Genomic DNA, 20,223 nt, shown 5'->3' with positions numbered 1-20,223 from the left:
GGCATGGCGAGAATAGAGGCATGACAGACGCCGTGCGCGAGCGCTATGCCCGTTTCGCCTCACACGAGGCGCCAGGACGCTCCGCACTCTACGAGCAATGGGCACACGGGGTGGGCTCAGACGCGCGTGTCCAAGAGGTGCTTGCTCGCATCCCCGAAACGCATCGACAGCCCCCACTCGTCTTCGCTGTCACCCGGATGCTGGGCGCGCCGCTGGCGGGCTTCGCGACGTGGCGGGAGTTCGTCCTCACGCACGCGGACGAAGTCGTCATCGAGTGCACTGCGCGCTCCATCCAGACCAACGAGCCGCTCCGGCTCGCGCCGCTCCTGCCGGTGCTCTCTGAGATCGATGGCCCCATCGCGCTGCTGGAGATCGGAGCCTCGGGAGGCCTGTGCCTCTACCCGGATCGCTACTCCTACCGTTTCGTGGACGCAAAAGGGATGCTCCAGACCTCGCTGGATCCCGCAGGCGGGGTCTCGACGGTCGTTCTCACCAGCGAAGTGCGCGGCCCGATGCCGCAGGTGCGGATGCCGGAGATCGTGTGGCGAGCCGGGATCGATCTGGCACCGCTCGACGCACGCGATCCACGAGACCGCGCCTGGCTGCGCGGGCTGGTGTGGCCAGGGGAGACCGGACGCGAGGAGCGCATCGCCGCAGCCCTCGACCTCGTCGCGGCAGACCCGCCCCTGATGGTGCGCGGAGACGCTCTCGATCAGGTCGCAGAGGTCGCGGCATCCGCACCACGCGACGCGACGCTCGTCATCACGACGCCAGGCGTGCTTGCGCACGTCCCTCGGATCGCGCGCAATGCGCTCATCGCGCGCGTGCGCGAGCTTCCCGCGAGGTGGATCACCATCGACGCGCCGGAACTGCACGATGCCTGGGTAGCGCCCGTGGATGCCGCGACGTGGCAGCAAGGTGACAAGAACTGTTTCGTCGTGGCGCTCGACGGAGAAGTTCGCGCTGCCGCCGACGCATTGGGGCGTTGGTGGGAGTGGCGTGAGGGCACTCGCGCTGTTGGCCAATAGCCTGGTGCCATGCTCGGAGACCTCACCGATCGCGACCGCGCGATCCTCGCCCTGGAAGCGGCCTGGCCGCGTCACGGCGGCGCGAAGGAAGAGGCCATCCGCAGAAATCTCGGGATGAGCCCGGCCCGTTACTACCAGCTGCTCGAGCGGCTCATCGATACAGAGCAGGCTCTCGACCACGATCCGATGCTCATCCGCCGGCTCAGGCGCCTGCGTGAGCGTCGCGTCGACCAGCGCGTTGCGCGGATACGCGGGTTCGCCGGGTAGCATCGACGAGTGCCCCATCCCGTCAAAGACCGTTTTGATGAAGTCCCGCGCGCCACTGGGCGAGTGGGTGCCCACCGTGCTGAAGCACCAGGGATGAACGGATGGCTCGTTCTGCTGTGGTCGTTCGTCTCAGCGCTCGTGCTCATCGTCATCGGCATCTTCGTCGCACTTCTCATGATGGGGCGCATCACGCTGTTCCCCGCTCCGGAAGAGGCCATCGCACCGACACCTGAAGCGACAGGCGTCGTCGATATGACATATTCCGTGCTGATCCTCAACGCGACGCCTGAAGAAGGCCTCGATGCCCAGATGCGCGAGACCCTCATCAACGCGCAGTGGCCGGACAACCTCATCAGCTACGTTCCCGCCGGTCAGCAGGATTTCGCGGAGACAACCGTCTACTACAACGCCGCTGATGCCGAGCTCGCCGCAATCGGGCTCGCCGATCTCATCGGCGGAGCGCATGTCGAGCAGAGCGACGTCTATGCGGATCCGAGCGACCCGGAGCAGAAGCAGCTCGTCATCGTGATCGGTCTGGACCGCTCGAGCATTCAGCCCGAGCCCGCAGAGACGCCTGCTGAATAGACGCCGCACCGCGGCTTGCACTCGGAGGGGTCGAGTGCCAGAATGGGCGTTAGCACTCTCGTACCGTGAGTGCTAACCAGAACGTCTACGTCCAGGAGGGACGACAAAACTCATGGCAAAGATCATCGCTTTCGATGAGGAGGCCCGTCGCGGTCTCGAGCGCGGCCTGAACATCCTCGCCGACGCTGTCAAGGTGACCCTCGGCCCGCGCGGTCGCAACGTCGTGCTCGAGAAGAAGTGGGGCGCTCCCACGATCACGAACGACGGTGTGTCGATCGCCAAGGAGATCGAGCTGGACGACCCGTACGAGAAGATCGGCGCGGAGCTCGTCAAGGAGGTCGCCAAGAAGACCGACGACGTCGCAGGTGACGGAACCACCACCGCGACCGTCCTCGCTCAGGCACTCGTCCGCGAAGGCCTGCGCAACGTCGCAGCCGGCGCAGACCCGATCTCGCTCAAGCGCGGCATCGAGAAGGCTGTCGCGGCGATCACCGCGGAGCTGCTCGCCAGCGCGAAGGAGATCGACTCCAAGGAGCAGATCGCCGCCACGGCATCCATTTCCGCCGCCGACACCGAGATCGGCGAGCTCATCGCCGAGGCGATCGACAAGGTCGGCAAGGAAGGCGTCGTCACCGTCGAGGAGTCACAGACCTTCGGCACCGAGCTCGAGCTCACCGAAGGCATGCGCTTCGACAAGGGCTACCTGAACCCGTACTTCGTGACGGATGCAGACCGCCAGGAGGCCGTGTTCGAGGAGCCCTACATCCTCATCGCGAACTCGAAGATCTCGAACATCAAGGATCTTCTTCCTGTCGTCGACAAGGTCATCCAGGATGGCAAGGAACTCGTCATCATTGCCGAGGACGTCGAGGGCGAAGCCCTTGCAACCCTCGTGCTGAACAAGATCCGCGGCATCTTCAAGTCGGCTGCCGTCAAGGCTCCGGGCTTCGGCGACCGTCGCAAGGCGCAGCTGCAGGACATCGCGATCCTCACCGGTGGTCAGGTCATCACCGAAGAGGTCGGTCTCAAGCTCGAGAACACCACGCTCGACCTGCTGGGCCGTGCTCGCAAGGTCATCATCACCAAGGACGAGACGACCATCGTCGAAGGTGCTGGCGAGACCGAGCAGATCGAGGGTCGCGTGACCCAGATCCGCCGCGAGATCGAGAACACCGACAGCGACTACGACCGTGAGAAGCTCCAGGAGCGTCTCGCCAAGCTCGCCGGTGGCGTCGCGGTCATCAAGGCCGGAGCTGCAACCGAGGTCGAGCTCAAGGAACGCAAGCACCGCATCGAGGACGCCGTTCGCAACGCGAAGGCAGCCGTCGAAGAGGGCATCGTCCCCGGCGGTGGCGTCGCGCTCATCCAGGCAGGCACGAAGGCGCTCGACACTCTCGAGCTCACTGGTGACGAGGCAACGGGCGCGAACATCGTGCGCGTGGCCATCTCGGCTCCGCTCAAGCAGATCGCGCTGAACGCCGGTCTCGAGCCCGGCGTCGTCGCGCACAAGGTCTCCGAGCTGCCCGGCGGTCACGGCCTCAACGCCGCTACCGGTGAGTACGTGGAGATGTTCTCCGCAGGCATCATCGACCCCGCCAAGGTCACGCGCTCGGCGCTGCAGAACGCAGCCTCGATCGCCGGCCTCTTCCTCACCACCGAGGTCGTCGTCGCCGACAAGCCTGAGAAGGCTGGCGCTCCCGCTGGTGACCCCACGGGTGGCATGGACTTCTGAGTCTCAGGCACTGACAGAAACGCCCCGGCATCTTGCCGGGGCGTTTCTGCGTGCTGTCGCTCCCTGAGCCTGTCGCGCTCCCTGAGCCTGTCGAAGGGTCAGCGGAACAGATTCGCGGAGTACTGGTCGGCATCGGAATACTGCGTAGCTGCAGCTCCCAGCGCGGTGCCGATCGAATCGAGTACCTGCTCGACGTGCAGCTGAGCCGCGGCCCACTGGTCGCTGCAGCCCTGGAACGCAGCGGATGCGGCGCCAGTCCAGGACGACTGCAGCTGGGTCAGCTGCGCCTTCAGCGCCTGCGATTCACCGCGCAACCGCTCCATCGTTGCCCTCGTGGCTCCATTGGCCGCGAAGACCGCTTCGGTATCGACTGTGTAGACGGACATACATGAACTCCTCTCGTCGGAGCTCATACGCTATGCGGGCCGTCACCTCATCGAACGGGCGAAACCCGCGATCGGTGGATACGTGATCGTGAGGCTGCGCTGTGCAGTGCGAGTCAGAGCTTGTCGAGGTCCAAAGGGGAGATCGGCTGAGTGTCTTCCAGTAGGTGCTCCGGCGTCGCCTGTGCTGGCGCGAGCGGCAGAGTGACGGTGAAAGTGGCACCGCCTCCGGGTGTCTCATCCACGTGCACCCTGCCGCCCAGCGCAGACACGATCGAGGCCACGATGGCCAGGCCCAGTCCTGAGCCGCCGGTCTCGCGGGCGCGGGACGTGTCTGCGCGCCAGAAGCGCTCGAAGATCTGCTCGCGGATCTGCGGAGGGATACCTTCGCCGTGATCGACGATGGAGATGCTGCCGGTTCCCGCTGCTCGATCTGAGTCGACGACGAGCTCGATAGGTGTGTCTTCCGAGGAGAACCGGCGTGCGTTGCCGAGCAGGTTCGCAATCACCTGGCGCACCTTGTTCTCTTCTCCGAGCACGATCGGAGGCGTCCGCACAGGCGTGTCCTCAGCTTCGGAGAAGTCGATCTGCGGCATCATCTCATCGGCCGTTCGGGGGCGTCTGCGCAGGCGGGAGAGCGCTCCGCCGCGCGGCTTGGTCGGTGCGCTCCTGGTCGGGGGCAGCGAGGGCAGCGTCGTCACAGGCGCAGTCGGGGCGGCATCCGCTGTTCTGTCTATGACCGAGATCATGCGACCTGGGGCTGCCGCACGGACATCGAGCGCGGCGTCCCGCGCGAGCGGGCGCAGATCGAGTGCTTGGATCTGGAGCTCTGGCTCTTCGTCGAGTCGTGCGAGAGCGAGCAGATCCTCGACAAGGACACCCATCCGGATCGCTTCCTTCTCGATGCGCTCCATCGCGCGCGCGGTGTCTTCCTCGCCACGGATCGCGCCCATCCGGTACAGCTCCGCATATCCGCGAACGCTCACCAGGGGAGTGCGCAGTTCGTGACTTGCATCGCCGATGAAGCGGCGCATGTGCTGCACGGTGCGATCGCGCTGGGCGATGGACTGGTCGATGCGCTCGATCATGGTGTTGATCGCGAAGTTCAGGCGCCCGACTTCAGTGCTGGGTTCGAGATCGGTGAGGCGTTGGCTGAAGTCACCGGAGGCGATGAGCATCGCCGTGGATTCCACCTGGGTGAGGCGGCGGAAGGTGAGCGTCACGAGGCCGCGGATCAGCAGAGCCGCGAGGAGGATCGTGACGAGCGAGACCGTCGTGTACACGCCGAAGAACTGGGCGATGATGCTGTCGACTTCCTCCAGTGGGAGAACAACGTACTGCACGTACAGCATGCCGTCGTCGCCTGGCACCACAGCGACAGCGCCGCGGAACTCGTGGCCGTCGGGGCTCTGCAGATCTGCGATGGCGCCTTCGCGGGCGTGGGCCTCCTCGAGCGCGACAGATTCGGGGAAGATCGGAGCCGCATCGTCGGATGTGCCACCCGCGCTCGCGAGGAAGAGCCCATCAGCGGCGTATACGGCGAACACGTAATCGGTCGAGCGAGGTGTGTTCTCCACGGGCTTGAGCACGGGAACGCCACCAGCATCCTCGGTATCGAACCAGCGGCTGACCAGGTCGCTTGCGGCAAGTGAGGGGAGTTGCGCGTCGATGTTCCCGATCAACGAGCTGCGCAGCAGCGGCACCGTGCCGATACCGGCCACGACAAGGCCGAGCGCGAGGACCGCGACGGTGACGCCGGTGACTTTGGCGCGCAGGCTGATGCGCCGCCACCATCGGGTGACCGCGTCAGGCTTGTGCGCCATGCGCGCCCCTTTCGCGGACTACTTGCCCACCTTGAGCATGTACCCGAATCCGCGCTTGGTCTGGATGATGGATTCTTCGGTGTGCGGATCGATCTTGCGTCGCAGGTACGAGATGTAGCTCTCCACGATTCCGGCATCGCCGTTGAAGTCGTATTCCCACACGTGGTCGAGGATCTGCGCCTTCGACAGCACCCGGTTCGGGTTCAGCATGAGGTAGCGCAGCAGCTTGAACTCGGTGGGGCTGAGCTCGATCGGCTCTTTGCCGACGAACACGTCATGGGTGTCCTGATCCATCGACAGCTCGCCGGCGCGGATGATCGACTCTTCGTCGGCCTGCATCGTGCGACGCAGCACCGCCTGCACGCGGGCGACGACCTCGTCCAGCGCGAACGGCTTGGTGACGTAGTCGTCGCCGCCGGCATTGAGGCCCTCGATCTTGTCCTGAGTGTCGTCCTTTGCGGTGAGGAACAGGATGGGCGCGGTGAATCCCGCGCCGCGAAGCCGCTTGGTGACGCTGAACCCGTTCATGTCGGGGAGCATCACATCGAGAATGATGAGGTCCGGCTCCTCTTCGAGGACGGCGGAGATGGTCGCGGCACCGTTGGCCACGGTCTTGACCTGATATCCGGCGAAGCTCAGGCCGGTGGACAGCAGGTCACGGATGTTCGGTTCGTCATCGACGACCAGGATGCGCGCATCAGTCATGACCCCATTATGGTGACTTCCCCCTTGCTGCGGCTGATGATCTTCCGGAGCGCCCGAATTGTCGGCGTAACCTGAGCGCATGAGCGAGGAGGAAGAAAGCGGCGACAGCGCCTGCTGGCTGTCGTTGGTGTGCCCGGAGTGCGGCGCGATGCTGGACGATCGCGCAGGCCCCTGCTGGCGGTGCGGCACAGCTCCAGGCGGTGAGGAGTAGGGCGCTGTTACGCCGTTGCCAGTGCGTCGGCGTCCAAGATCGTGTAGCTGTACCCCTGCTCGGCGAGGAAGCGCTGGCGGTTCTGCGCATAATCCTGGTCGACCGTATCGCGGGCGATGAGCGTGTAGAAGCTCGCCGTGTGACCGGACTCCTTCGGGCGAAGCAGCCGGCCGAGGCGCTGTGCCTCTTCCTGACGCGAGCCGAACGAGCCGGAGACCTGGATCGCGACCGATGCCTCGGGCAGATCGATCGAGAAGTTCGCGACCTTCGAGACGACCAGCAGCTCGATCTCGCCCTCACGGAACTGGCGGTAGAGCTCCTCGCGCTCGTCGATCGGCGTCGCGCCGGTGATCTGCGGGGCATTCAACGCTACGGACAGCGTCTCGAGCTGGTCGAGGTACTGGCCGATCACGAGCACGCGCTCGCCGGGGTGCTTGGCGATGAGCTCACGCACGGCATCGATCTTCGCCGGCGCGGATGCTGCGAGTCGATAGCGGTCATCGTCAGTGGCAGCGGCGTACTCGAGCCGGTCATCCGGAGGCAGATCCACGCGCACTTCGTAGCAGGCGGCGGGGGAGATGAACCCCTGCGCCTCGATCTGCTTCCACGGTGCATCGAAGCGCTTAGGTCCGATGAGGCTGAACACATCGCCCTCACGGCCGTCCTCGCGCACGAGAGTCGCAGTCAGTCCGATACGGCGGCGGGCCTGCAGGTCGGCGGTGAGTTTGAACACGGGAGCTGGCAGCAGATGCACCTCGTCGTAAACGATGAGACCCCAGTCGAGAGCATCCAGCAGCGCGAGGTGGGCGTACTCGCCTTTCCGCTTCGCTGTGAGGATCTGGTACGTCGCGATCGTGACGGGTTTGACCTCTTTCACCTGGCCCGAGTACTCACCGATCTCTTCTGGAGTGAGGCTGGTGCGCTTGAGCAGCTCGTCTCGCCACTGGCGGGCCGAAACGGTGTTCGTCACGAGAATGAGGGTGGTCGTCTTCGTCGCGGCCATCGCGGCGGCGCCGACGATCGTCTTTCCCGCCCCACAGGGGAGCACCACCACACCCGAGCCGTCCTTCGAGAAGGCATCGACGGCATCCTGCTGGTAGGGCCGGATGTGCCAGCCGTCTTCTGCGAGTTCGATCTCGTGCGGGGTGCCAGGGGTGTAGCCGGCGAGATCCTCTGCCGGCCATCCGATCTTCAGCAGCTCCTGCTTCATCTGACCGCGCGCCCACGCATCGATCACGTACGTGTGGGGGCTCGGATGTCCGATCAGGAGTGGCTGGATGCGCTTGTTGCCCGCAACCTGTGTGAGAACAGCCGGATCCGTCGAACGCAGGATCAGCAGACCCTCATCGTCGCGCTCGATGACCAGTCGGCCGTATCGGTTCACCGTCTCGCTCAGGTCGACAGAGACCGATGGCGGCACGGGGAAGCGCGACCATCTGTCGAGCACCTCGAGCATGTCCTCAGCCGTGTGGCCGGCGGCCCGGGCGTTCCACAGGCCGAGCCGCGTGATCCGGTAGGTGTGGATGTGCTCCGGTGCACGTTCGAGTTCGGCGAAGATCGCCAACTCGTGGCGAGCGGTTTCGGCGTCGGCGTGTGCGACTTCGAGGAGCACCGTGCGGTCGCTCTGGACGATCAGTGGGCCATCAGACATAGCGATCCAGTCTATCGTCGCTACGTTGCGGACGGGTCGATGACGCGGGCAGAGCGGATGCTTTTCACAGGAAGGGTCCGCTCGACGTCGGCTGCGCGATCGCGGCCGCGGAGTCTGCCGCCGCCGAGGCCGCTGGCTTCGAGCTGCAGTTCGCGGACCGTGCCGTCCGGCATGCTGATCTCTACGAGCAGCACGGATTTCGCGCGCACGGCTGCGTCGAGCTCGCGATCGAGCCAGGCCGCATCGTCATCCGGGCCCTGACGGTCTCGGAGTCGCTGGATGAGCAGTGTGTAGTCGGCGGGCCGCGGTGCCTGAGCCGGCGGGACGGGGTGGCGATCGATGACCTGCGGTTCGCCTTCCGGGCCCACGATCATCGCCGGATAGCGCGCGTCCGTAAGCGTCCAGTACACGCTGTCGCGTCCGACGCGCGAGCTCAGCCCGTCGGCGTCTCTGGACAGTGCGAGGGGGCGGAGCGACTGGTCGACGGCCATCGCGTCCAACAGCGTGGCATCCGCGCTGGTGACCTTCGTCCGTCCTGTGCCGGGGTCCGCGAACACTCTGACCAGCCCATGACGCTGTGCGGACTGCATGACGAGGTACTCGAGCGGCTGGGGGATGCCGGTCAGCGATATCTCACCGAGGAAATCGAGGATGGACTGCGCGGTCTCACCGCCTGTGAGAGCGTGCGCGACTGATTCGGCGCTGAAGCGGTAAGAGGATGCCTGGGCTGCGGATTCGCGGACGGCGATGCCGCGCAAGCGCACATCGAGCGGGGGCTGGAGCGGACCAGGGGCGATGGCTGAGAGATCGTTCTGCAGGAAGATCCGGTCGACCTCGGTGGGCAACATCCGTGCCACGCCGCTGGCATCTGCCGGATGTCCGCTTCGCAGCGGCACTGCCCACTCCGGTTCGGCACCGTCGTCGGTGATCAGGCCGAGAAGTCGCGCTCGCGTGCGTATTGCCGTGCAGCGGTCGTTCCAGGAGTTGTCCCATGGATATTGCGGTTCCCAGTGCGGAACTGGCAGCCAGCCGCCGGCCGGTGTGCGCAGCCCAGCGGGAAGAACGTCGCGAAAGGATTCGGTGAGCGCGGTCCACCGGTCGGATGCTGATCGTCGCAGCCATGCGTCACCTGCCGGCGTCATCCGCAACCGGCGGTCGTCCACTGTTGCGAGGCCAGCGTCGACGGCGATCGTGACGAGATCATCGAGATGCTCCGCGGGCATCCCCATCTCGGCGATGCGGCGCTTCTCCCCGGCGTTGAGGCGTCCGTCCGTGAGAAGGGCGAGGGGAGTCTCTGCGGTGAGCAGCAGCAGATCCGCGATCGCGGCAACGCTCGTGAAGGCTCGCTCGGCAGCGCGGGCTGCGGAGCTTTCTGTGGCAGGCTCGGCGTCGGCGGGCTCGGTGCAGACGGGGGCTTCTCGGGCGGCGACCGCGTCGGCGACGGTCGGTGCGGGGGTGCCATCTGGCCGCAGGATCGCCAGCGCGACCAGCGCGCCGGTCTGCTCTCCCGCATCTTCACCCAGTGCCGAGCGATGCAGCGCGATGGCCTGCGCCAGGGGCAGGCGCGGCAGCATCCGGTCGATGGACGCGGACTCGAGCAGCGCTTCGGCTGCATCGAAGAAGTCCGACCAGGAGACGTCTTCGCGCACCCCGCGCGCTTCGAAGAGCGCCGCCAGCTGCGCATCTGTGGCAGTGGCCAGCCACACGGCGAGCGGGCGGGCGTGCGTGCTCATGTCATGAGCGCTTGGCGGCGCGGCCCTTTCGCACGAAGCTCATGATCAGCAGCGCGAGAATCATGACGAACGCGAGCGGCAGTCCGTACGGAGGGATGGCCACGACGACCGGCCAAAGGCCTTCGGTGAAGGACTCCTGCGACATGCCTGTTGCGCTTCCGATGATGATCGCGAAGAAGCAGATGACAGAGAGTGCTGCCAGCGTCAGCGCGGTGAACGCGAGGATGCGATCCAACCGGCGGACGGGAACCTCTGGTTCAGGATTCTGCTTGCTCATCCGTCTCAGCCTAGACCCTGGAACACCGGTAGGCTGAGGGAGGCCGCAGATACGCGCGCCGTTATCCAGGCAACATCACTCAGCGAGGTTCTCCGATGCCCACCGGCAAGGTCAGGTTCTACGACGACGAGAAGGGGTTCGGCTTCATCGCCAGCGATGATGGCCAGGACGTCTTCCTGCACGCCTCTGCCCTCCCTGCGGGCGCTTCGGTCAAGTCCGGGGCGCGAGTCGAATTCGGCGTCGCCGATGGCAAGCGCGGGCTGCAGGCCCTTTCAGTGCGTGTTCTGGATGCTCCGGTGAGCCTCGCCAAGGCGAAGCGCAAGCCGGCCGATGACATGGCGATCATCATCGAAGATCTCGTGAAGCTCCTCGATGATGTCGGCGGCGATCTGCGTCGCGGTCGCTACCCGTCCGGCAGCTACGGCCACAAGGTCGCTGCGGTACTTCGCAAGGTCGCTGATGACCTCGACGCCTGAGCCTGATGATCGCCTGATCGGCGCGCACGACCTCGCGGTCGCCGCGCTGAAGGAGATCACTCCCGCCTCGACGATCGGCCCTGCTGCCGGTTACCTCGTCGAGGACGACGGCTCGGTATCGCTGCGGTTCGAGAACCGACTTCCCGGGTACCCCGGTTGGTACTGGACGGTTACGCTGGCGCGCATCGAGGATGCTGAGCCGACGGTTCTCGAGGTGGAACTGCTGCCGAACGAGGGCGCACTGCTGGCTCCGGAGTGGGTGCCGTGGGCTGAGCGTCTCGCGGAGTACCGCGCTCACCAGGCAGAACTGGCCGAGCAGGCCGTTGCTGCCGCCGCTGAGGCAGGCGAAGCGGACTCGGCTGAGGACGACGAATCCGATGAGGAGGACGTCGACTCCGATGAGGATGATGACGACCTCGACGACGATGACCTCTCCGAGTCGCGGGTGCTGCACGCCGGCGACCTGGACGGCGTCGACATCGATGAACTCGACGACTCCGTGGACACCGACGACGACTCGGACGACGACGAAGAGTAGCCGGCCCCGCCGGGCTCAGGAGCTGGTGTTCTCCAGCACGTAGTCGATAGAGCGGATGAGCTGGCGCACGTCGTCGGGCTCGATCGAGACGAACGTCGCGATGCGCAACTGGTTGCGACCGAGCTTGCGGTAGGGCTCGGTGTCGACGATGCCGTTGGCGCGCAGTGTCTTCGCGATCGCTGCGGCATCGATGCTCTCATCGAAGTCGATGGTGGCGACGACAGGGGAGCGGTGCGCAGGATTGGTGACGAACGGTGTCGCGACAGCGGATGCCTCGGCCCAGTCGTACAGCGCCTTCGAGGACTCCGCGGTGCGTGCGCCAGCCCAGGCGAGTCCGCCGTTGTCGGCTATCCACGTCAGCTGGCTGTCCAGCAGGTGAAGGGTTGCAAGCGCCGGCGTGTTGAGCGTCTGGTTCAGGCGTGAGTTGTCGAGTGCGTTTTTCAGGCTGAGGAACTCGGGGATGTAGCGGCCCGATGCTGCGATCCGCTCGATCCGCTCGATCGCGGCGGGCGATACGGCGGCGAACCACAGTCCGCCATCGGAGCCGAGGTTCTTCTGCGGGGCGAAATAGTAGACATCCGCCTGTGTGACGTCGAAGTCGATGCCGCCAGCGGCGCTGGTGGCATCGATCACGGTGAGTGCTCCGTCTGCGGCGACGCGCGTGACGGGGGCGGCGACACCGGTCGAGGTCTCGTTGTGCGGCCACGCGTACACGTCGACACCGTCAACGAACTCTGCAGAGGCGAGCGAGCCCGGCTCTGCCTTGCGCACATCGGGGGCCTCTAGCCACGGTGCGCCAGCGGCCTTGGCGAACTTGCCGCCGAACTCGCCGAACGTGAGGTTCTGGCTGCGTCGCTCGATCAGACCGAATGCTGCGGCATCCCAGAAGGCGGTCGACCCGCCGTTGCCGACGAGGATCTCGTACCCCTCGGGAAGACGGAACAGGCTCGAGAGCTGCTCACGAACACTGCCGACGAGGTTCTTCACCGGTGCCTGCCGGTGCGAAGTGCCGAGGATGCTCGCCCCCGCGGTGACGAGTGCCTCCAGCTGTGCGGGACGCACCTTTGAAGGGCCACAGCCGAAACGGCCGTCGACGGGCAGCAGGTCACGCGGAATCTCGATCGACATGGCTCGATTCTAGGGGCGCGCAGCGCGAGCGAGTTCCACCGTGACCACGACCGGCCTCGCCGCGGGAATGTAGGCTTGCCTAAGAAGACCCGGAGGACAAAGATGGCGGACCTGATCGACACCACGGAGATGTATCTCCGCACCATCCTCGAGCTCGAAGAGGAGAACATCGTTCCGCTGCGCGCGCGCATCTCCGAACGACTCGGCCACTCGGGGCCGACCGTTTCGCAGACCGTTGGGCGCATGGAGCGCGACGGTCTCGTCGTCGTCTCCGAAGATCGAACGCTCCAGCTGACGGATGCCGGCCGACGCAAGGCCGTCGACGTCATGCGCAAGCACCGCCTGGCAGAACGTCTGCTCTCGGACGTCATCGGTCTGGACTGGGCGTACGTGCACGAAGAGGCATGTCGCTGGGAGCACGTGATGAGCGAGCAGGTCGAGCGTCGTCTTGTCGAGCTCCTGGGGCAGCCGACGGAGTCGCCGTACGGCAATCCGATTCCTGGACTGGACCAGCTCGGCGGCCTGATGCCCGCCCGTACTTTCGATGAAGGCGTCATCGGTCTCGTGCAGAAGCTCAATGATGCCGGCGGGCCTGTCGAGGGAACCGTGCGCCGACTCGCTGAGCCGGCGCAGGTCGATCCCGAGTTGCTGGTGCAGCTGCGTGACGCGGGAGTCATGCCGGGAGCTCGCGGAAGCTATCGCTACAACGAGGGATACGTGCTGATCGAGATGGACGGAATCGACGAGGGGCTTGAGCTGCCCGTCGAGCTCGCTTCGCACATCTTCCTCGTCGGCGACGCGTCCTGAGACGCAGGTTCCGATGCCGCGGCACCCGCTCCCGGGGGATTGCCAGCGTCCCAGGGTGACAAGATCGTTATCTTCGGGTAGCCTCGGACGGGTCGCCGGAGAACTAGACCGCTGGTGACAACCCCGCGAAGACTGCCTCATCGGCTCGTCGTCTCTGCGGATACATCGCACGAAGTACCCCGAGCTTGTGCCACGAGAAGCAGAGTGCAGACGAGCCAGCGCACCCGAGCGCCGAGGCACAGGAGGATTACCTTTTGGCCGCAGACATCGAACCGACCACGACATCTGAGAAGACCCTGAAAACCGAGCGGCCCGCGGCGACGCGCAGTGCCGCCCGTAGAGTCGTGAAGCCCATGCGGTCCATCGCCATCTTCGGCGCTGTCGGCGCATTGGTCGCGGCAGTCGCTCTTCCCGCTTACGCGGCATCGTCGACGCCGGTAGACGCGACAGCCACACTCCAGCAGGTCGCACAGGACGATGCGCAGTCGCTCGTCGTCGCTTCCGAAGCCACCGCAGCTCCGCTTCAGCGTTCAACGTACTCGGCGACCACGCCGGCAGAGATCGATCAGAAGAAGGCTGAAGAAGCCGCTGCTGCTGCCGCTGCCGCAGCCATTGCTGCACGGGCCGCCTCTACCTCGTCCTCCTCCGGCGGAGGCATCGACATCGGCAACTATGCGCTGGTCTCGCCCGGTTCTGGCGAGGTCCGATACCCGCTTCCCCGCGGCTCGTACCGCGAGGGACGCACGACAGTCGGCGCCGACAGTGGTGGCCACGACGGTGCAGACATGCTGGCGCCGGCAGGCACCCCGATCTACTCGGCTGCGGCAGGTGTCGTCCGGGTCTCCTCTGAGAGCTATTACGGCTACGGCGTCGCTGTAGTGATCGACCATGTCATCGGAGGCCAGAGCGTCTCGACGACCTATGCCCACATGACCTACGGAACCCGTCAGGTGCAGGCAGGGCAGACTGTGCAGGCCGGTCAGCTGATCGGTGCAGTCGGCAGCACGGGAAGCTCGACGGCGAATCACCTCCACTTCGAGGTGCACGTGAACGGCTCCATCCTCGAGCCGTACGCATGGCTCGCCGCGAACGCCGGCTGATCCTCACACTCATTTCCGGAGGCGACACGCGTCCGCGCGTTCAGCTGCTGTTTCGTCATACGTCGGTTCCATGAGCTACCCTGAACCCGTCGTCGCACGAACGGGAGAAGCTGATGGAACAGATACCGGGCATCCGCACCATGGATGCACTCGGTCGCTACGTCCTTCGGCATCGCCCGCAGGGACGCACGGAACTTATCGTGCGCAGTAGGCGTCGCCCATAGGGCGGCGCCTTTCTACGTCTCTGCACCTGAACTGCCGTTCGCGTGGCGTCATGTGAGTCGAGAGAGCCGGGAAGCCGTCCCGGCGTATCGAGAGGACGATGATGCGCACACTTGTTCTGAATGCCGGGTACGAGCCACTCGCCGTGGTCTCGTTCAGACGAGCCCTGGTGCTCGTGATGAATCACAAGGCGACCGTGATCGAGCGGGTAGATGATGATCCCGTCTGGTCTGCCGCCGGTGCCTTCGATCGTCCGGCCGTCATCATCCTGTCGAGATACGTTCGCCTGCCGATGAGCAAGCGGGTGCCGGTCACCCGGCGGGGTGTGCTGCGCCGCGACGACCACCGATGCGGGTACTGCGGTAAGACCGCATCCACGATCGATCACGTCCTGCCACGCTCGCGCGGAGGAGCGGACTCGTGGGAGAACCTTGTTGCCTGTTGTCTTCGCTGCAACAACGTCAAGAGCGACCGCACACCGCAGGAGATGCGCTGGGAGCTGCGCTTCATTCCGCGTCCGCCGCGCGGCGGACGCTGGTCCGTGCGGGGCACCGAACGCAGCGATCCCGCATGGGAGCCGTATCTCGCGCTCGCGGCATGACGCGGTCGGTGCGGTGCGTGCGACTGGATAGACTTGTCGAGCCAGCCTCTGTAGCTCAATGGAAGAGCAGTTGCGTCCTAAGCAAACGGTTGGGGGTTCGAGTCCCTCCAGGGGCACCACTGAGCGCGTGAGCGCTTACGAGGCGTCGTCGGCAGCTTCCTCGGCATCCTCGACCACTTCCGGCTCGACCTGCGGCCGACCGATGATGCCGATGCCCACGGCTTCGTGACTGGGCTCGGGTTCTTCCCTCGGCGGGGCCTTGGGCTCTTCGGCCGGCTCTTTCTCGGTGCTCGGCTCCTGCATGTCTTCAGTGTCGGGCGTCTCATCGGCCGGCGGGGGCTCGTTCGATTCTGGACTCGTGGGCTGATCTGATCCGCTCATGATCGGTTCCTCTCGTCGGTTGTCCGGTCATGCTACCTCTACGATGAACGAGTGACACCGATCGACGTCTTCGCCATCGTCGGCGAGGTGCTGTCCTGGATAGGGCTCGGGGTCGGGATTCCGTTCTTGATCATCGCGGGGATGGTCGCCCTCGTGGAGGGGCGCTGGGAGCGTGTCGACATGGTGGTGATCGAGCACGATGGCGCAACCGTCGTGCGCTGGTTCGCTGGCGGAGACTTCCATGAGCGCGCCCTCACCTCACGTGAGCGGGCGAGCGACGAATGGCACCAGGGATATGTGCGCGTGTGGGACCCCCAGCACGTGCGCCTTCACCCGCCGATGCTTCGTCGCCTGTTCCTGACCATCGGTGCGATCTTCGCTGGGGCCGGCGTAGTCGGGTTCATCGTCTCGATGATTCCCGCGTTCATCTGACCCCAGCGAAGGCTGCTCGTCAGCGCTTGCCGCGCCCCAGCTTCGATGGCCACCAGATCGTGCGACCGATGTCATAGGACAGGGCCGGGACGAGCAGCGAGCGTACCACGAAGGTGTCCAGAAGCACACCGAAGGCGACGATGAACGCCAATTGTGCGAGGAACAGGATCGGAATCACCGAGAGCGCGGCGAACGTCGCCGCCAGCACGAGTCCGGCCGAGGTGATGACGCCACCGGTGACCGACAGACCCCGGAGCACGCCCTCTTGCGTACCGTGCTTGAGTGATTCCTCGCGGACTCGTGTCATCAGGAAGATGTTGTAGTCGATGCCCAGGGCGACGAGGAACACGAAGCCGTACAGCGGCACGGCAGGGTCGGCACCAGGGAAATCGAAGATCCCGTTGAACACCAGTGCCGAGACTCCCATTGCCGTTCCGAAGGACAGCACAGTGGTGAGAACCAGCAGCACGGGCGCGAGGATCGAGCGCAGCAGCAGCATCAAGATCAGCAGGATCACCACGAGGACGATCGGGATGATCAGGTTACGGTCGTGCACGGACGCATCGTTCGTGTCCACCGCGGTGGCGGTGACTCCGCCGACACGTGCATCGAGGTCGGTGAGCTCGGCGCGTAGGTCGCGGACCGTGGACGCGGCGGCATCGGAGTCCGCGGCATCCGTGAGCGTTCCCTGCAGCAGGACTTCCCCCTCCACGACCGTCGGGTCGGGCGCCGGCGTTCCCGGAGGGCCGAAGGCGCCGATCCCGTCTTCGGTGACACCCGCCGTGCCACTGGGCGAGTCCGCCGCGGTGACGGCCACCGAGTCGATGCCGTCGTTGGCGAGCAGCACGTCCGCCGCATCCTGCAACGAGCCTTCGTCCACGACGACGTACACCGGGCTCCCCGAGCCACCGGGGAAGTGCTCGCCGAGCGCGACCTGACCGTCACGGGCCTCCGACGCGCCGAGCACGAGGTCCGACTGCGGGACGCCGTTGGCGTTGAGCTGGGTGACGCCTGCAGCGCCGAGAACGAGAACGAGGGTGGTGGCGATCCAGACGACGCGAGGGCGCCGCTTGACCAGTCGGGCCACCTTCGCCCAGATGCCGGTGGTTGCCATGCCGTCCTCGGCGCTGACCACCTCGGGCTCGAACTTGGGGCGACGGGGCCAGAACGCCGCGCGGCCGAAGGCGAACAGCAGTGCAGGCAGCAGAGTGAGCGCCGAGAGCATCGCGAAGACGATGCCGATTGATGCCACGGGGCCGAGCGTGCTGTTGGACTTCAGATCACTCAGCAGCAGACACATCAGGCCGGCGATGACCGTGCCACCTGAGGCGAGGATCGGCTCGACCGAGCCCTTCCACGCTGCGAGGACAGCAGCACCCTTGTCCTTCGTGCTCCGCAGCTCCTCACGGAAGCGCGCGACGTAGAGGAGGGAGTAGTCGGTAGCGGCACCGATGACGAGGATGAAGAGGATGCCTTGGGTCTGACCGCTCAGCAGCAGAATCTCCCACTTGGCCAGCCACCAGACCACCAGAAGCGCGACGCACAGGGCGAACAGGCTCGTGGAGAGCACGACAATCGGCAGGAGCAGCGAGCGGTAGACGAGGATGAGGATGATGAGCACGGCCAGCAGCGCGACACCCAGCAGGAGCCCGTCGATGCCCGCGAATCCGGCGACGAGGTCGGCCGAGAAACCGGCGGGACCTGTGACGTACACGGTCACTCCGTCTGGTGCGGCGGCGCGCAGCTCGTCTTCGAGCGCTGACACCGCGTCGCCGAGTTCGGCGTCACTGGAGATCGGGATGAAAGCCTGGACGGCGAGACCGTCCTCCGAGGGGATCGCCGGTGAGACTTCGTCAGCGACACCTTCCACCTCGGTTGCGCCACTGACCGCGTCATCGATGGCCGAGAGCTGGGATTCGGTGAGGTCCTCGTCGCCGACGAACACGACGATCGCCGGGATCGCCTCCGAGTCGTTGAACTCTCCGAGTAACTGCTGAACCTCGGTGGCGTCGGCGGACGACGGGAGGTAGCTGGTCTGATCGTTCGATGACACCTCGCTGACCTTGCCGAACAGAGGGCCGCCCAAACCAGCGCCCGCGACCCATACGAGGACCAGCAGTGCGGGTATGAGCACACGGATCCAGGACCGACGGCGCTTCCGCACGCGCGGGGCGGTCTCAGTGCTCTCGGGCATGTCATCCTCATTTCGCTAGCTTGGCTAGATGAAAACCTAGCATGAAATATTCATGGGACTAGCATGAGCTTCATGCCCGACGTCCCCCGCGGTGATCTTCAGCCGCAACCGTTCGCTCCCGGATCTGCGATCTATGAGTTGGACATCAACGACCCAACGGGCGAACTGGTCGATCGTGGGTCACTCTCCCCAGCGGAGATGGAGCAGATCAACTCGCTGATGCGTGCGCTCGGCGGTCTGCGGGACGCCGAGCAGGCTCTCTCAGAGGCTTCCCTGCGCTACATGAAGCTCAACCAGACCGATATGCGGGCGCTGCACTTTCTGATCACGTGCGAGAACAGTGGTTCGATCGCCACCCCAGGAGCGATCGCATCTCATCTCGGGATCTCGACGGCCTCCACGACGAAACTGCTGGACCGACTTGAGCACGGCGGCCACATCACGCGCGCGCCGCATCCTTTTGACCGCAGAGCGCTCGCAATAGCGATTACGCCGTCGACTCGGAAGTCAGCTGTCGAGACGGTCGGGCGACAGCACGCGCGTCGGTTCATCGCGGCGGCGAACCTGTCGACGGCGGAGCGCGATGTCGTCATCCGCTTCCTGACAGACATGAAAAGCAAGATCGCCCTCGGCGATGAGCCGTGGGCGACCTTGAAAGAAGAGTGACGAACTTCAGTGCGCGGCGCGATAAGCGTCGATGATCGCAGCGGGAATGCGGCCACGCTCCGAGACTTTATGTCCGTTATGCTGCGCCCATTCACGGATCACAGCTGTCTCGGCGGAGCCAGCAGACCGCTTACGCGGGGAACTGCCGCGAGACGGAGCAGCACTCGCACGGCGTGCGCCGGCGATGTACGGCTCAAGTGCCCCGCGGAATGCGTCTGCATTCTCTGTCGTCAGATCAATTTCGTAAGCGGTGTTGTTGAGCGAGAAATAAACTGTCTCTCCCTCGCCGATTCCAAGAACGGTTCCATCGATATCGTCAACCAACTGGTGCACAATGCGTCGGGCCATTCCGTAATCATACGCATTAACGATTGAATATGTCTGGAAACCCCGGTTGTTCAGGGAAGTATGCCTGCACGACGCGCGCGGGCGACCGCGGCATGTCTGGTGGATGCATCCAGTTTCGACATTGCTGTCCCGAGATAGGCCTTTACTGTTCCCTCTCGCAGTCCCAGTTGCACAGCGATTTGGGCATTCGTGTGACCCAACCCCACGCAAGAGAGAACATCCATCTCACGCGGGGAGAGGCGCACGACGGGAATAGGGTGGGTGGTCGGTCCGGTGGTGCTGAGCTTCGACTCACCAGCTACTGCAATCAGCTTCTGCTCCAATCGCCCCAGCCGCGTTCGCAGTGATGCATCGGCAACCGCAGCCGAGATGCTGCGCAGCTCGGCGAAGCTCTCGCGCAGCTCTTCACGGGCTGATGGGGTGAGCGGACGCGGAAAAGGGGCCATCGATCGCATCCGTCGTTCGACCTCGTCGTGGATGCGCAATTCGGATGCCACAGCGTCGGCGACCGTCAATGCCGGAGCTGTTGTCACGCCGCCGACAGGGGATTCGTGCCAGGCGCCGGCGTACAGTACGCCGCGGGATCGCCCCGCCACGACGATCGGGATGGCAAGCAGGGTGCGGAGTCCTTCGCCGAGGACGAAGCCGTCGTAATCGTGCGTGATCTGTCGGGATGCTCCGTAGTTGGTCGTCATTCTGGGGCGCAGCTCTGTCATGGCTCGCCCGCCGAGTCCGCGCTCTGGACGCACCTGCAGTCCTTCGAGACTGCGGGTTCTGGATCCCGTGATGCTCGTCACCGATACCGCGCCGTCTTCGATGAGGCCACCGAAGGCGACCGGGAATCGGGTGCGCCGAGCCAACTCGAGCACGGCTTGTGCGACGAGATCGGCGTCCGGATCAAACGCGAACGTAAGGACTCCCTCGAGTACTGACTT

22 protein-coding genes and 1 tRNA gene are annotated in these 20,223 nt (G+C 65.2%); 12 read left to right on the top strand and 11 right to left on the bottom strand.

Features of this window, described 5'->3' with window-relative positions; translation table 11 throughout:
- The first annotated feature begins 20 nt into the window (after positions 1 to 20).
- From ACTU6V_RS13780 to groL, 4 genes are all read left to right on the top strand, one after another.
- Complete coding sequence (locus ACTU6V_RS13780) at positions 21 to 1,028, top strand: DUF2332 family protein (protein ID WP_443469123.1); 1,008 nt, start codon at positions 21 to 23, stop codon at positions 1,026 to 1,028.
- Positions 1,029 to 1,037: 9 nt separating this feature from the next.
- Positions 1,038 to 1,295: a DUF3263 domain-containing protein gene (locus ACTU6V_RS13775; protein ID WP_417510949.1), complete on the top strand. Its 258-nt coding sequence runs from the start codon at positions 1,038 to 1,040 to the stop codon at positions 1,293 to 1,295.
- Positions 1,296 to 1,304: 9 nt separating this feature from the next.
- The gene (locus ACTU6V_RS13770; RefSeq protein WP_443475869.1) at positions 1,305 to 1,880 is read left to right on the top strand and encodes a LytR C-terminal domain-containing protein; all 576 of its coding nucleotides are present in this window, start codon (positions 1,305 to 1,307) and stop codon (positions 1,878 to 1,880) included.
- A 112-nt stretch (positions 1,881 to 1,992) separates the two neighbouring features.
- Positions 1,993 to 3,612 (top strand): chaperonin GroEL, encoded by a 1,620-nt coding sequence (gene groL / locus ACTU6V_RS13765; RefSeq protein ID WP_443469121.1) that lies wholly within the window; start codon positions 1,993 to 1,995, stop codon positions 3,610 to 3,612.
- A gap of 98 nt (positions 3,613 to 3,710) precedes the next feature.
- Here the strand turns inward: groL and ACTU6V_RS13760 are convergent, their stop codons facing one another.
- The 6 genes from ACTU6V_RS13760 to ACTU6V_RS13735 all read right to left on the bottom strand — a co-directional run bounded on the left by ACTU6V_RS13760 (position 3,711) and on the right by ACTU6V_RS13735 (position 10,395).
- Positions 3,711 to 3,998 (bottom strand): WXG100 family type VII secretion target, encoded by a 288-nt coding sequence (locus tag ACTU6V_RS13760; protein ID WP_417510943.1) that lies wholly within the window; start codon positions 3,996 to 3,998, stop codon positions 3,711 to 3,713.
- Positions 3,999 to 4,111: 113 nt separating this feature from the next.
- The gene (locus tag ACTU6V_RS13755) at positions 4,112 to 5,818 is read right to left on the bottom strand and encodes a sensor histidine kinase (RefSeq protein ID WP_443469120.1); all 1,707 of its coding nucleotides are present in this window, start codon (positions 5,816 to 5,818) and stop codon (positions 4,112 to 4,114) included.
- 18 nt (positions 5,819 to 5,836) lie between these two features.
- On the bottom strand, positions 5,837 to 6,523 hold the full coding sequence (locus ACTU6V_RS13750; RefSeq protein ID WP_417510939.1) for a response regulator transcription factor: 687 nt from the start codon (positions 6,521 to 6,523) through the stop codon (positions 5,837 to 5,839).
- 218 nt (positions 6,524 to 6,741) lie between these two features.
- Positions 6,742 to 8,385, bottom strand: coding sequence for a DNA repair helicase XPB (locus tag ACTU6V_RS13745; protein WP_443469118.1), 1,644 nt, complete (start codon positions 8,383 to 8,385; stop codon positions 6,742 to 6,744).
- A gap of 20 nt (positions 8,386 to 8,405) precedes the next feature.
- Entirely contained in the window at positions 8,406 to 10,118 is a 1,713-nt protein-coding gene (locus tag ACTU6V_RS13740; protein WP_443475868.1) for a helicase-associated domain-containing protein, read from the bottom strand.
- A 1-nt stretch (position 10,119) separates the two neighbouring features.
- The gene (locus tag ACTU6V_RS13735; protein WP_443469116.1) at positions 10,120 to 10,395 is read right to left on the bottom strand and encodes a multidrug ABC transporter ATPase; all 276 of its coding nucleotides are present in this window, start codon (positions 10,393 to 10,395) and stop codon (positions 10,120 to 10,122) included.
- 95 nt (positions 10,396 to 10,490) lie between these two features.
- Between ACTU6V_RS13735 and ACTU6V_RS13730 the strand changes: the two genes are divergently transcribed.
- Both ACTU6V_RS13730 and ACTU6V_RS13725 read left to right on the top strand, forming a co-directional pair.
- Complete coding sequence (locus ACTU6V_RS13730) at positions 10,491 to 10,871, top strand: cold-shock protein (RefSeq protein ID WP_443469115.1); 381 nt, start codon at positions 10,491 to 10,493, stop codon at positions 10,869 to 10,871.
- Entirely contained in the window at positions 10,855 to 11,409 is a 555-nt protein-coding gene (locus tag ACTU6V_RS13725) for a DUF3027 domain-containing protein (protein ID WP_443475867.1), read from the top strand. Before ACTU6V_RS13730 ends, ACTU6V_RS13725 begins: the two co-directional genes overlap by 17 nt.
- A 15-nt stretch (positions 11,410 to 11,424) precedes the next feature.
- Here ACTU6V_RS13725 and serC read toward each other — a convergent pair whose 3' ends face one another.
- A complete protein-coding gene (serC, locus tag ACTU6V_RS13720) occupies positions 11,425 to 12,537 on the bottom strand; it encodes a phosphoserine transaminase (protein WP_443475866.1) in 1,113 nt (370 codons plus the stop codon).
- A gap of 102 nt (positions 12,538 to 12,639) precedes the next feature.
- Between serC and ACTU6V_RS13715 the strand changes: the two genes are divergently transcribed.
- The 4 genes from ACTU6V_RS13715 to ACTU6V_RS13700 all read left to right on the top strand — a co-directional run bounded on the left by ACTU6V_RS13715 (position 12,640) and on the right by ACTU6V_RS13700 (position 15,386).
- Positions 12,640 to 13,344 carry an iron-dependent transcriptional repressor DtxR gene (locus tag ACTU6V_RS13715; RefSeq protein WP_443475865.1) on the top strand — a complete coding sequence of 235 codons (705 nt, stop codon included), beginning with the start codon at positions 12,640 to 12,642 and terminating at the stop codon, positions 13,342 to 13,344.
- Between the two features lie 353 nt (positions 13,345 to 13,697).
- Positions 13,698 to 14,444: a M23 family metallopeptidase gene (locus tag ACTU6V_RS13710; protein WP_443469111.1), complete on the top strand. Its 747-nt coding sequence runs from the start codon at positions 13,698 to 13,700 to the stop codon at positions 14,442 to 14,444.
- A gap of 325 nt (positions 14,445 to 14,769) precedes the next feature.
- The gene (locus ACTU6V_RS13705) at positions 14,770 to 15,267 is read left to right on the top strand and encodes an HNH endonuclease (RefSeq protein ID WP_443469237.1); all 498 of its coding nucleotides are present in this window, start codon (positions 14,770 to 14,772) and stop codon (positions 15,265 to 15,267) included.
- 44 nt (positions 15,268 to 15,311) lie between these two features.
- Positions 15,312 to 15,386 (top strand) — tRNA-Arg (locus ACTU6V_RS13700).
- 16 nt (positions 15,387 to 15,402) lie between these two features.
- On the opposite strand, the gene ACTU6V_RS13695 is transcribed toward ACTU6V_RS13700, so the two are convergent.
- The gene (locus ACTU6V_RS13695; RefSeq protein WP_443469087.1) at positions 15,403 to 15,648 is read right to left on the bottom strand and encodes a hypothetical protein; all 246 of its coding nucleotides are present in this window, start codon (positions 15,646 to 15,648) and stop codon (positions 15,403 to 15,405) included.
- 51 nt (positions 15,649 to 15,699) lie between these two features.
- Here ACTU6V_RS13695 and ACTU6V_RS13690 point away from each other — a divergent pair, with 51 nt between their 5' ends.
- Positions 15,700 to 16,080 carry a hypothetical protein gene (locus ACTU6V_RS13690; protein WP_443469086.1) on the top strand — a complete coding sequence of 127 codons (381 nt, stop codon included), beginning with the start codon at positions 15,700 to 15,702 and terminating at the stop codon, positions 16,078 to 16,080.
- Between the two features lie 19 nt (positions 16,081 to 16,099).
- Here the strand turns inward: ACTU6V_RS13690 and ACTU6V_RS13685 are convergent, their stop codons facing one another.
- Positions 16,100 to 18,274, bottom strand: coding sequence for an MMPL family transporter (locus tag ACTU6V_RS13685; protein ID WP_443475864.1), 2,175 nt, complete (start codon positions 18,272 to 18,274; stop codon positions 16,100 to 16,102).
- Positions 18,275 to 18,346: 72 nt separating this feature from the next.
- Between ACTU6V_RS13685 and ACTU6V_RS13680 the strand changes: the two genes are divergently transcribed.
- Complete coding sequence (locus ACTU6V_RS13680) at positions 18,347 to 18,940, top strand: MarR family winged helix-turn-helix transcriptional regulator (protein ID WP_443469084.1); 594 nt, start codon at positions 18,347 to 18,349, stop codon at positions 18,938 to 18,940.
- Positions 18,941 to 18,946: 6 nt separating this feature from the next.
- Here ACTU6V_RS13680 and ACTU6V_RS13675 read toward each other — a convergent pair whose 3' ends face one another.
- Both ACTU6V_RS13675 and ACTU6V_RS13670 read right to left on the bottom strand, forming a co-directional pair.
- Complete coding sequence (locus tag ACTU6V_RS13675) at positions 18,947 to 19,288, bottom strand: histone-like nucleoid-structuring protein Lsr2 (RefSeq protein ID WP_443475863.1); 342 nt, start codon at positions 19,286 to 19,288, stop codon at positions 18,947 to 18,949.
- 50 nt (positions 19,289 to 19,338) lie between these two features.
- Positions 19,339 to 20,157 (bottom strand): LuxR C-terminal-related transcriptional regulator, encoded by an 819-nt coding sequence (locus tag ACTU6V_RS13670; RefSeq protein ID WP_443469082.1) that lies wholly within the window; start codon positions 20,155 to 20,157, stop codon positions 19,339 to 19,341.
- Positions 20,158 to 20,223 lie beyond the last annotated feature (66 nt).

Source organism: Microbacterium zouquanmingi (assembly GCF_052266675.1).
In the GTDB taxonomy this organism is placed as follows: Bacteria; Actinomycetota; Actinomycetes; order Actinomycetales; family Microbacteriaceae; genus Microbacterium.
Note: the sequence above shows the minus strand (reverse complement) of the source record. Positions and strands in the feature narration are given on the sequence as shown.

Bases quoted from the DNA above. Each gene is read 5' to 3' on its own strand.
- ACTU6V_RS13780 (WP_443469123.1), top strand. From the start codon at position 21: ATGACAGACGCCGTGCGCGAGCGCTATGCCCGTTTCGCCTCACACGAG.
- ACTU6V_RS13675 (WP_443475863.1), bottom strand. From the start codon at position 19,288: ATGGCCCGACGCATTGTGCACCAGTTGGTTGACGATATCGATGGAACC.
- ACTU6V_RS13730 (WP_443469115.1), top strand. From the start codon at position 10,491: ATGCCCACCGGCAAGGTCAGGTTCTACGACGACGAGAAGGGGTTCGGC.
- groL (WP_443469121.1), top strand. From the start codon at position 1,993: ATGGCAAAGATCATCGCTTTCGATGAGGAGGCCCGTCGCGGTCTCGAG.
- ACTU6V_RS13725 (WP_443475867.1), top strand. From the start codon at position 10,855: ATGACCTCGACGCCTGAGCCTGATGATCGCCTGATCGGCGCGCACGAC.
- ACTU6V_RS13715 (WP_443475865.1), top strand. From the start codon at position 12,640: ATGGCGGACCTGATCGACACCACGGAGATGTATCTCCGCACCATCCTC.
- ACTU6V_RS13760 (WP_417510943.1), bottom strand. From the start codon at position 3,998: ATGTCCGTCTACACAGTCGATACCGAAGCGGTCTTCGCGGCCAATGGA.
- ACTU6V_RS13745 (WP_443469118.1), bottom strand. From the start codon at position 8,385: ATGTCTGATGGCCCACTGATCGTCCAGAGCGACCGCACGGTGCTCCTC.
- serC (WP_443475866.1), bottom strand. From the start codon at position 12,537: ATGTCGATCGAGATTCCGCGTGACCTGCTGCCCGTCGACGGCCGTTTC.
- ACTU6V_RS13705 (WP_443469237.1), top strand. From the start codon at position 14,770: ATGCGCACACTTGTTCTGAATGCCGGGTACGAGCCACTCGCCGTGGTC.
- ACTU6V_RS13775 (WP_417510949.1), top strand. From the start codon at position 1,038: ATGCTCGGAGACCTCACCGATCGCGACCGCGCGATCCTCGCCCTGGAA.
- ACTU6V_RS13750 (WP_417510939.1), bottom strand. From the start codon at position 6,523: ATGACTGATGCGCGCATCCTGGTCGTCGATGACGAACCGAACATCCGT.
- ACTU6V_RS13740 (WP_443475868.1), bottom strand. From the start codon at position 10,118: ATGAGCACGCACGCCCGCCCGCTCGCCGTGTGGCTGGCCACTGCCACA.
- ACTU6V_RS13685 (WP_443475864.1), bottom strand. From the start codon at position 18,274: ATGCCCGAGAGCACTGAGACCGCCCCGCGCGTGCGGAAGCGCCGTCGG.
- ACTU6V_RS13695 (WP_443469087.1), bottom strand. From the start codon at position 15,648: ATGAGCGGATCAGATCAGCCCACGAGTCCAGAATCGAACGAGCCCCCG.
- ACTU6V_RS13710 (WP_443469111.1), top strand. From the start codon at position 13,698: ATGCGGTCCATCGCCATCTTCGGCGCTGTCGGCGCATTGGTCGCGGCA.
- ACTU6V_RS13755 (WP_443469120.1), bottom strand. From the start codon at position 5,818: ATGGCGCACAAGCCTGACGCGGTCACCCGATGGTGGCGGCGCATCAGC.
- ACTU6V_RS13680 (WP_443469084.1), top strand. From the start codon at position 18,347: ATGCCCGACGTCCCCCGCGGTGATCTTCAGCCGCAACCGTTCGCTCCC.
- ACTU6V_RS13735 (WP_443469116.1), bottom strand. From the start codon at position 10,395: ATGAGCAAGCAGAATCCTGAACCAGAGGTTCCCGTCCGCCGGTTGGAT.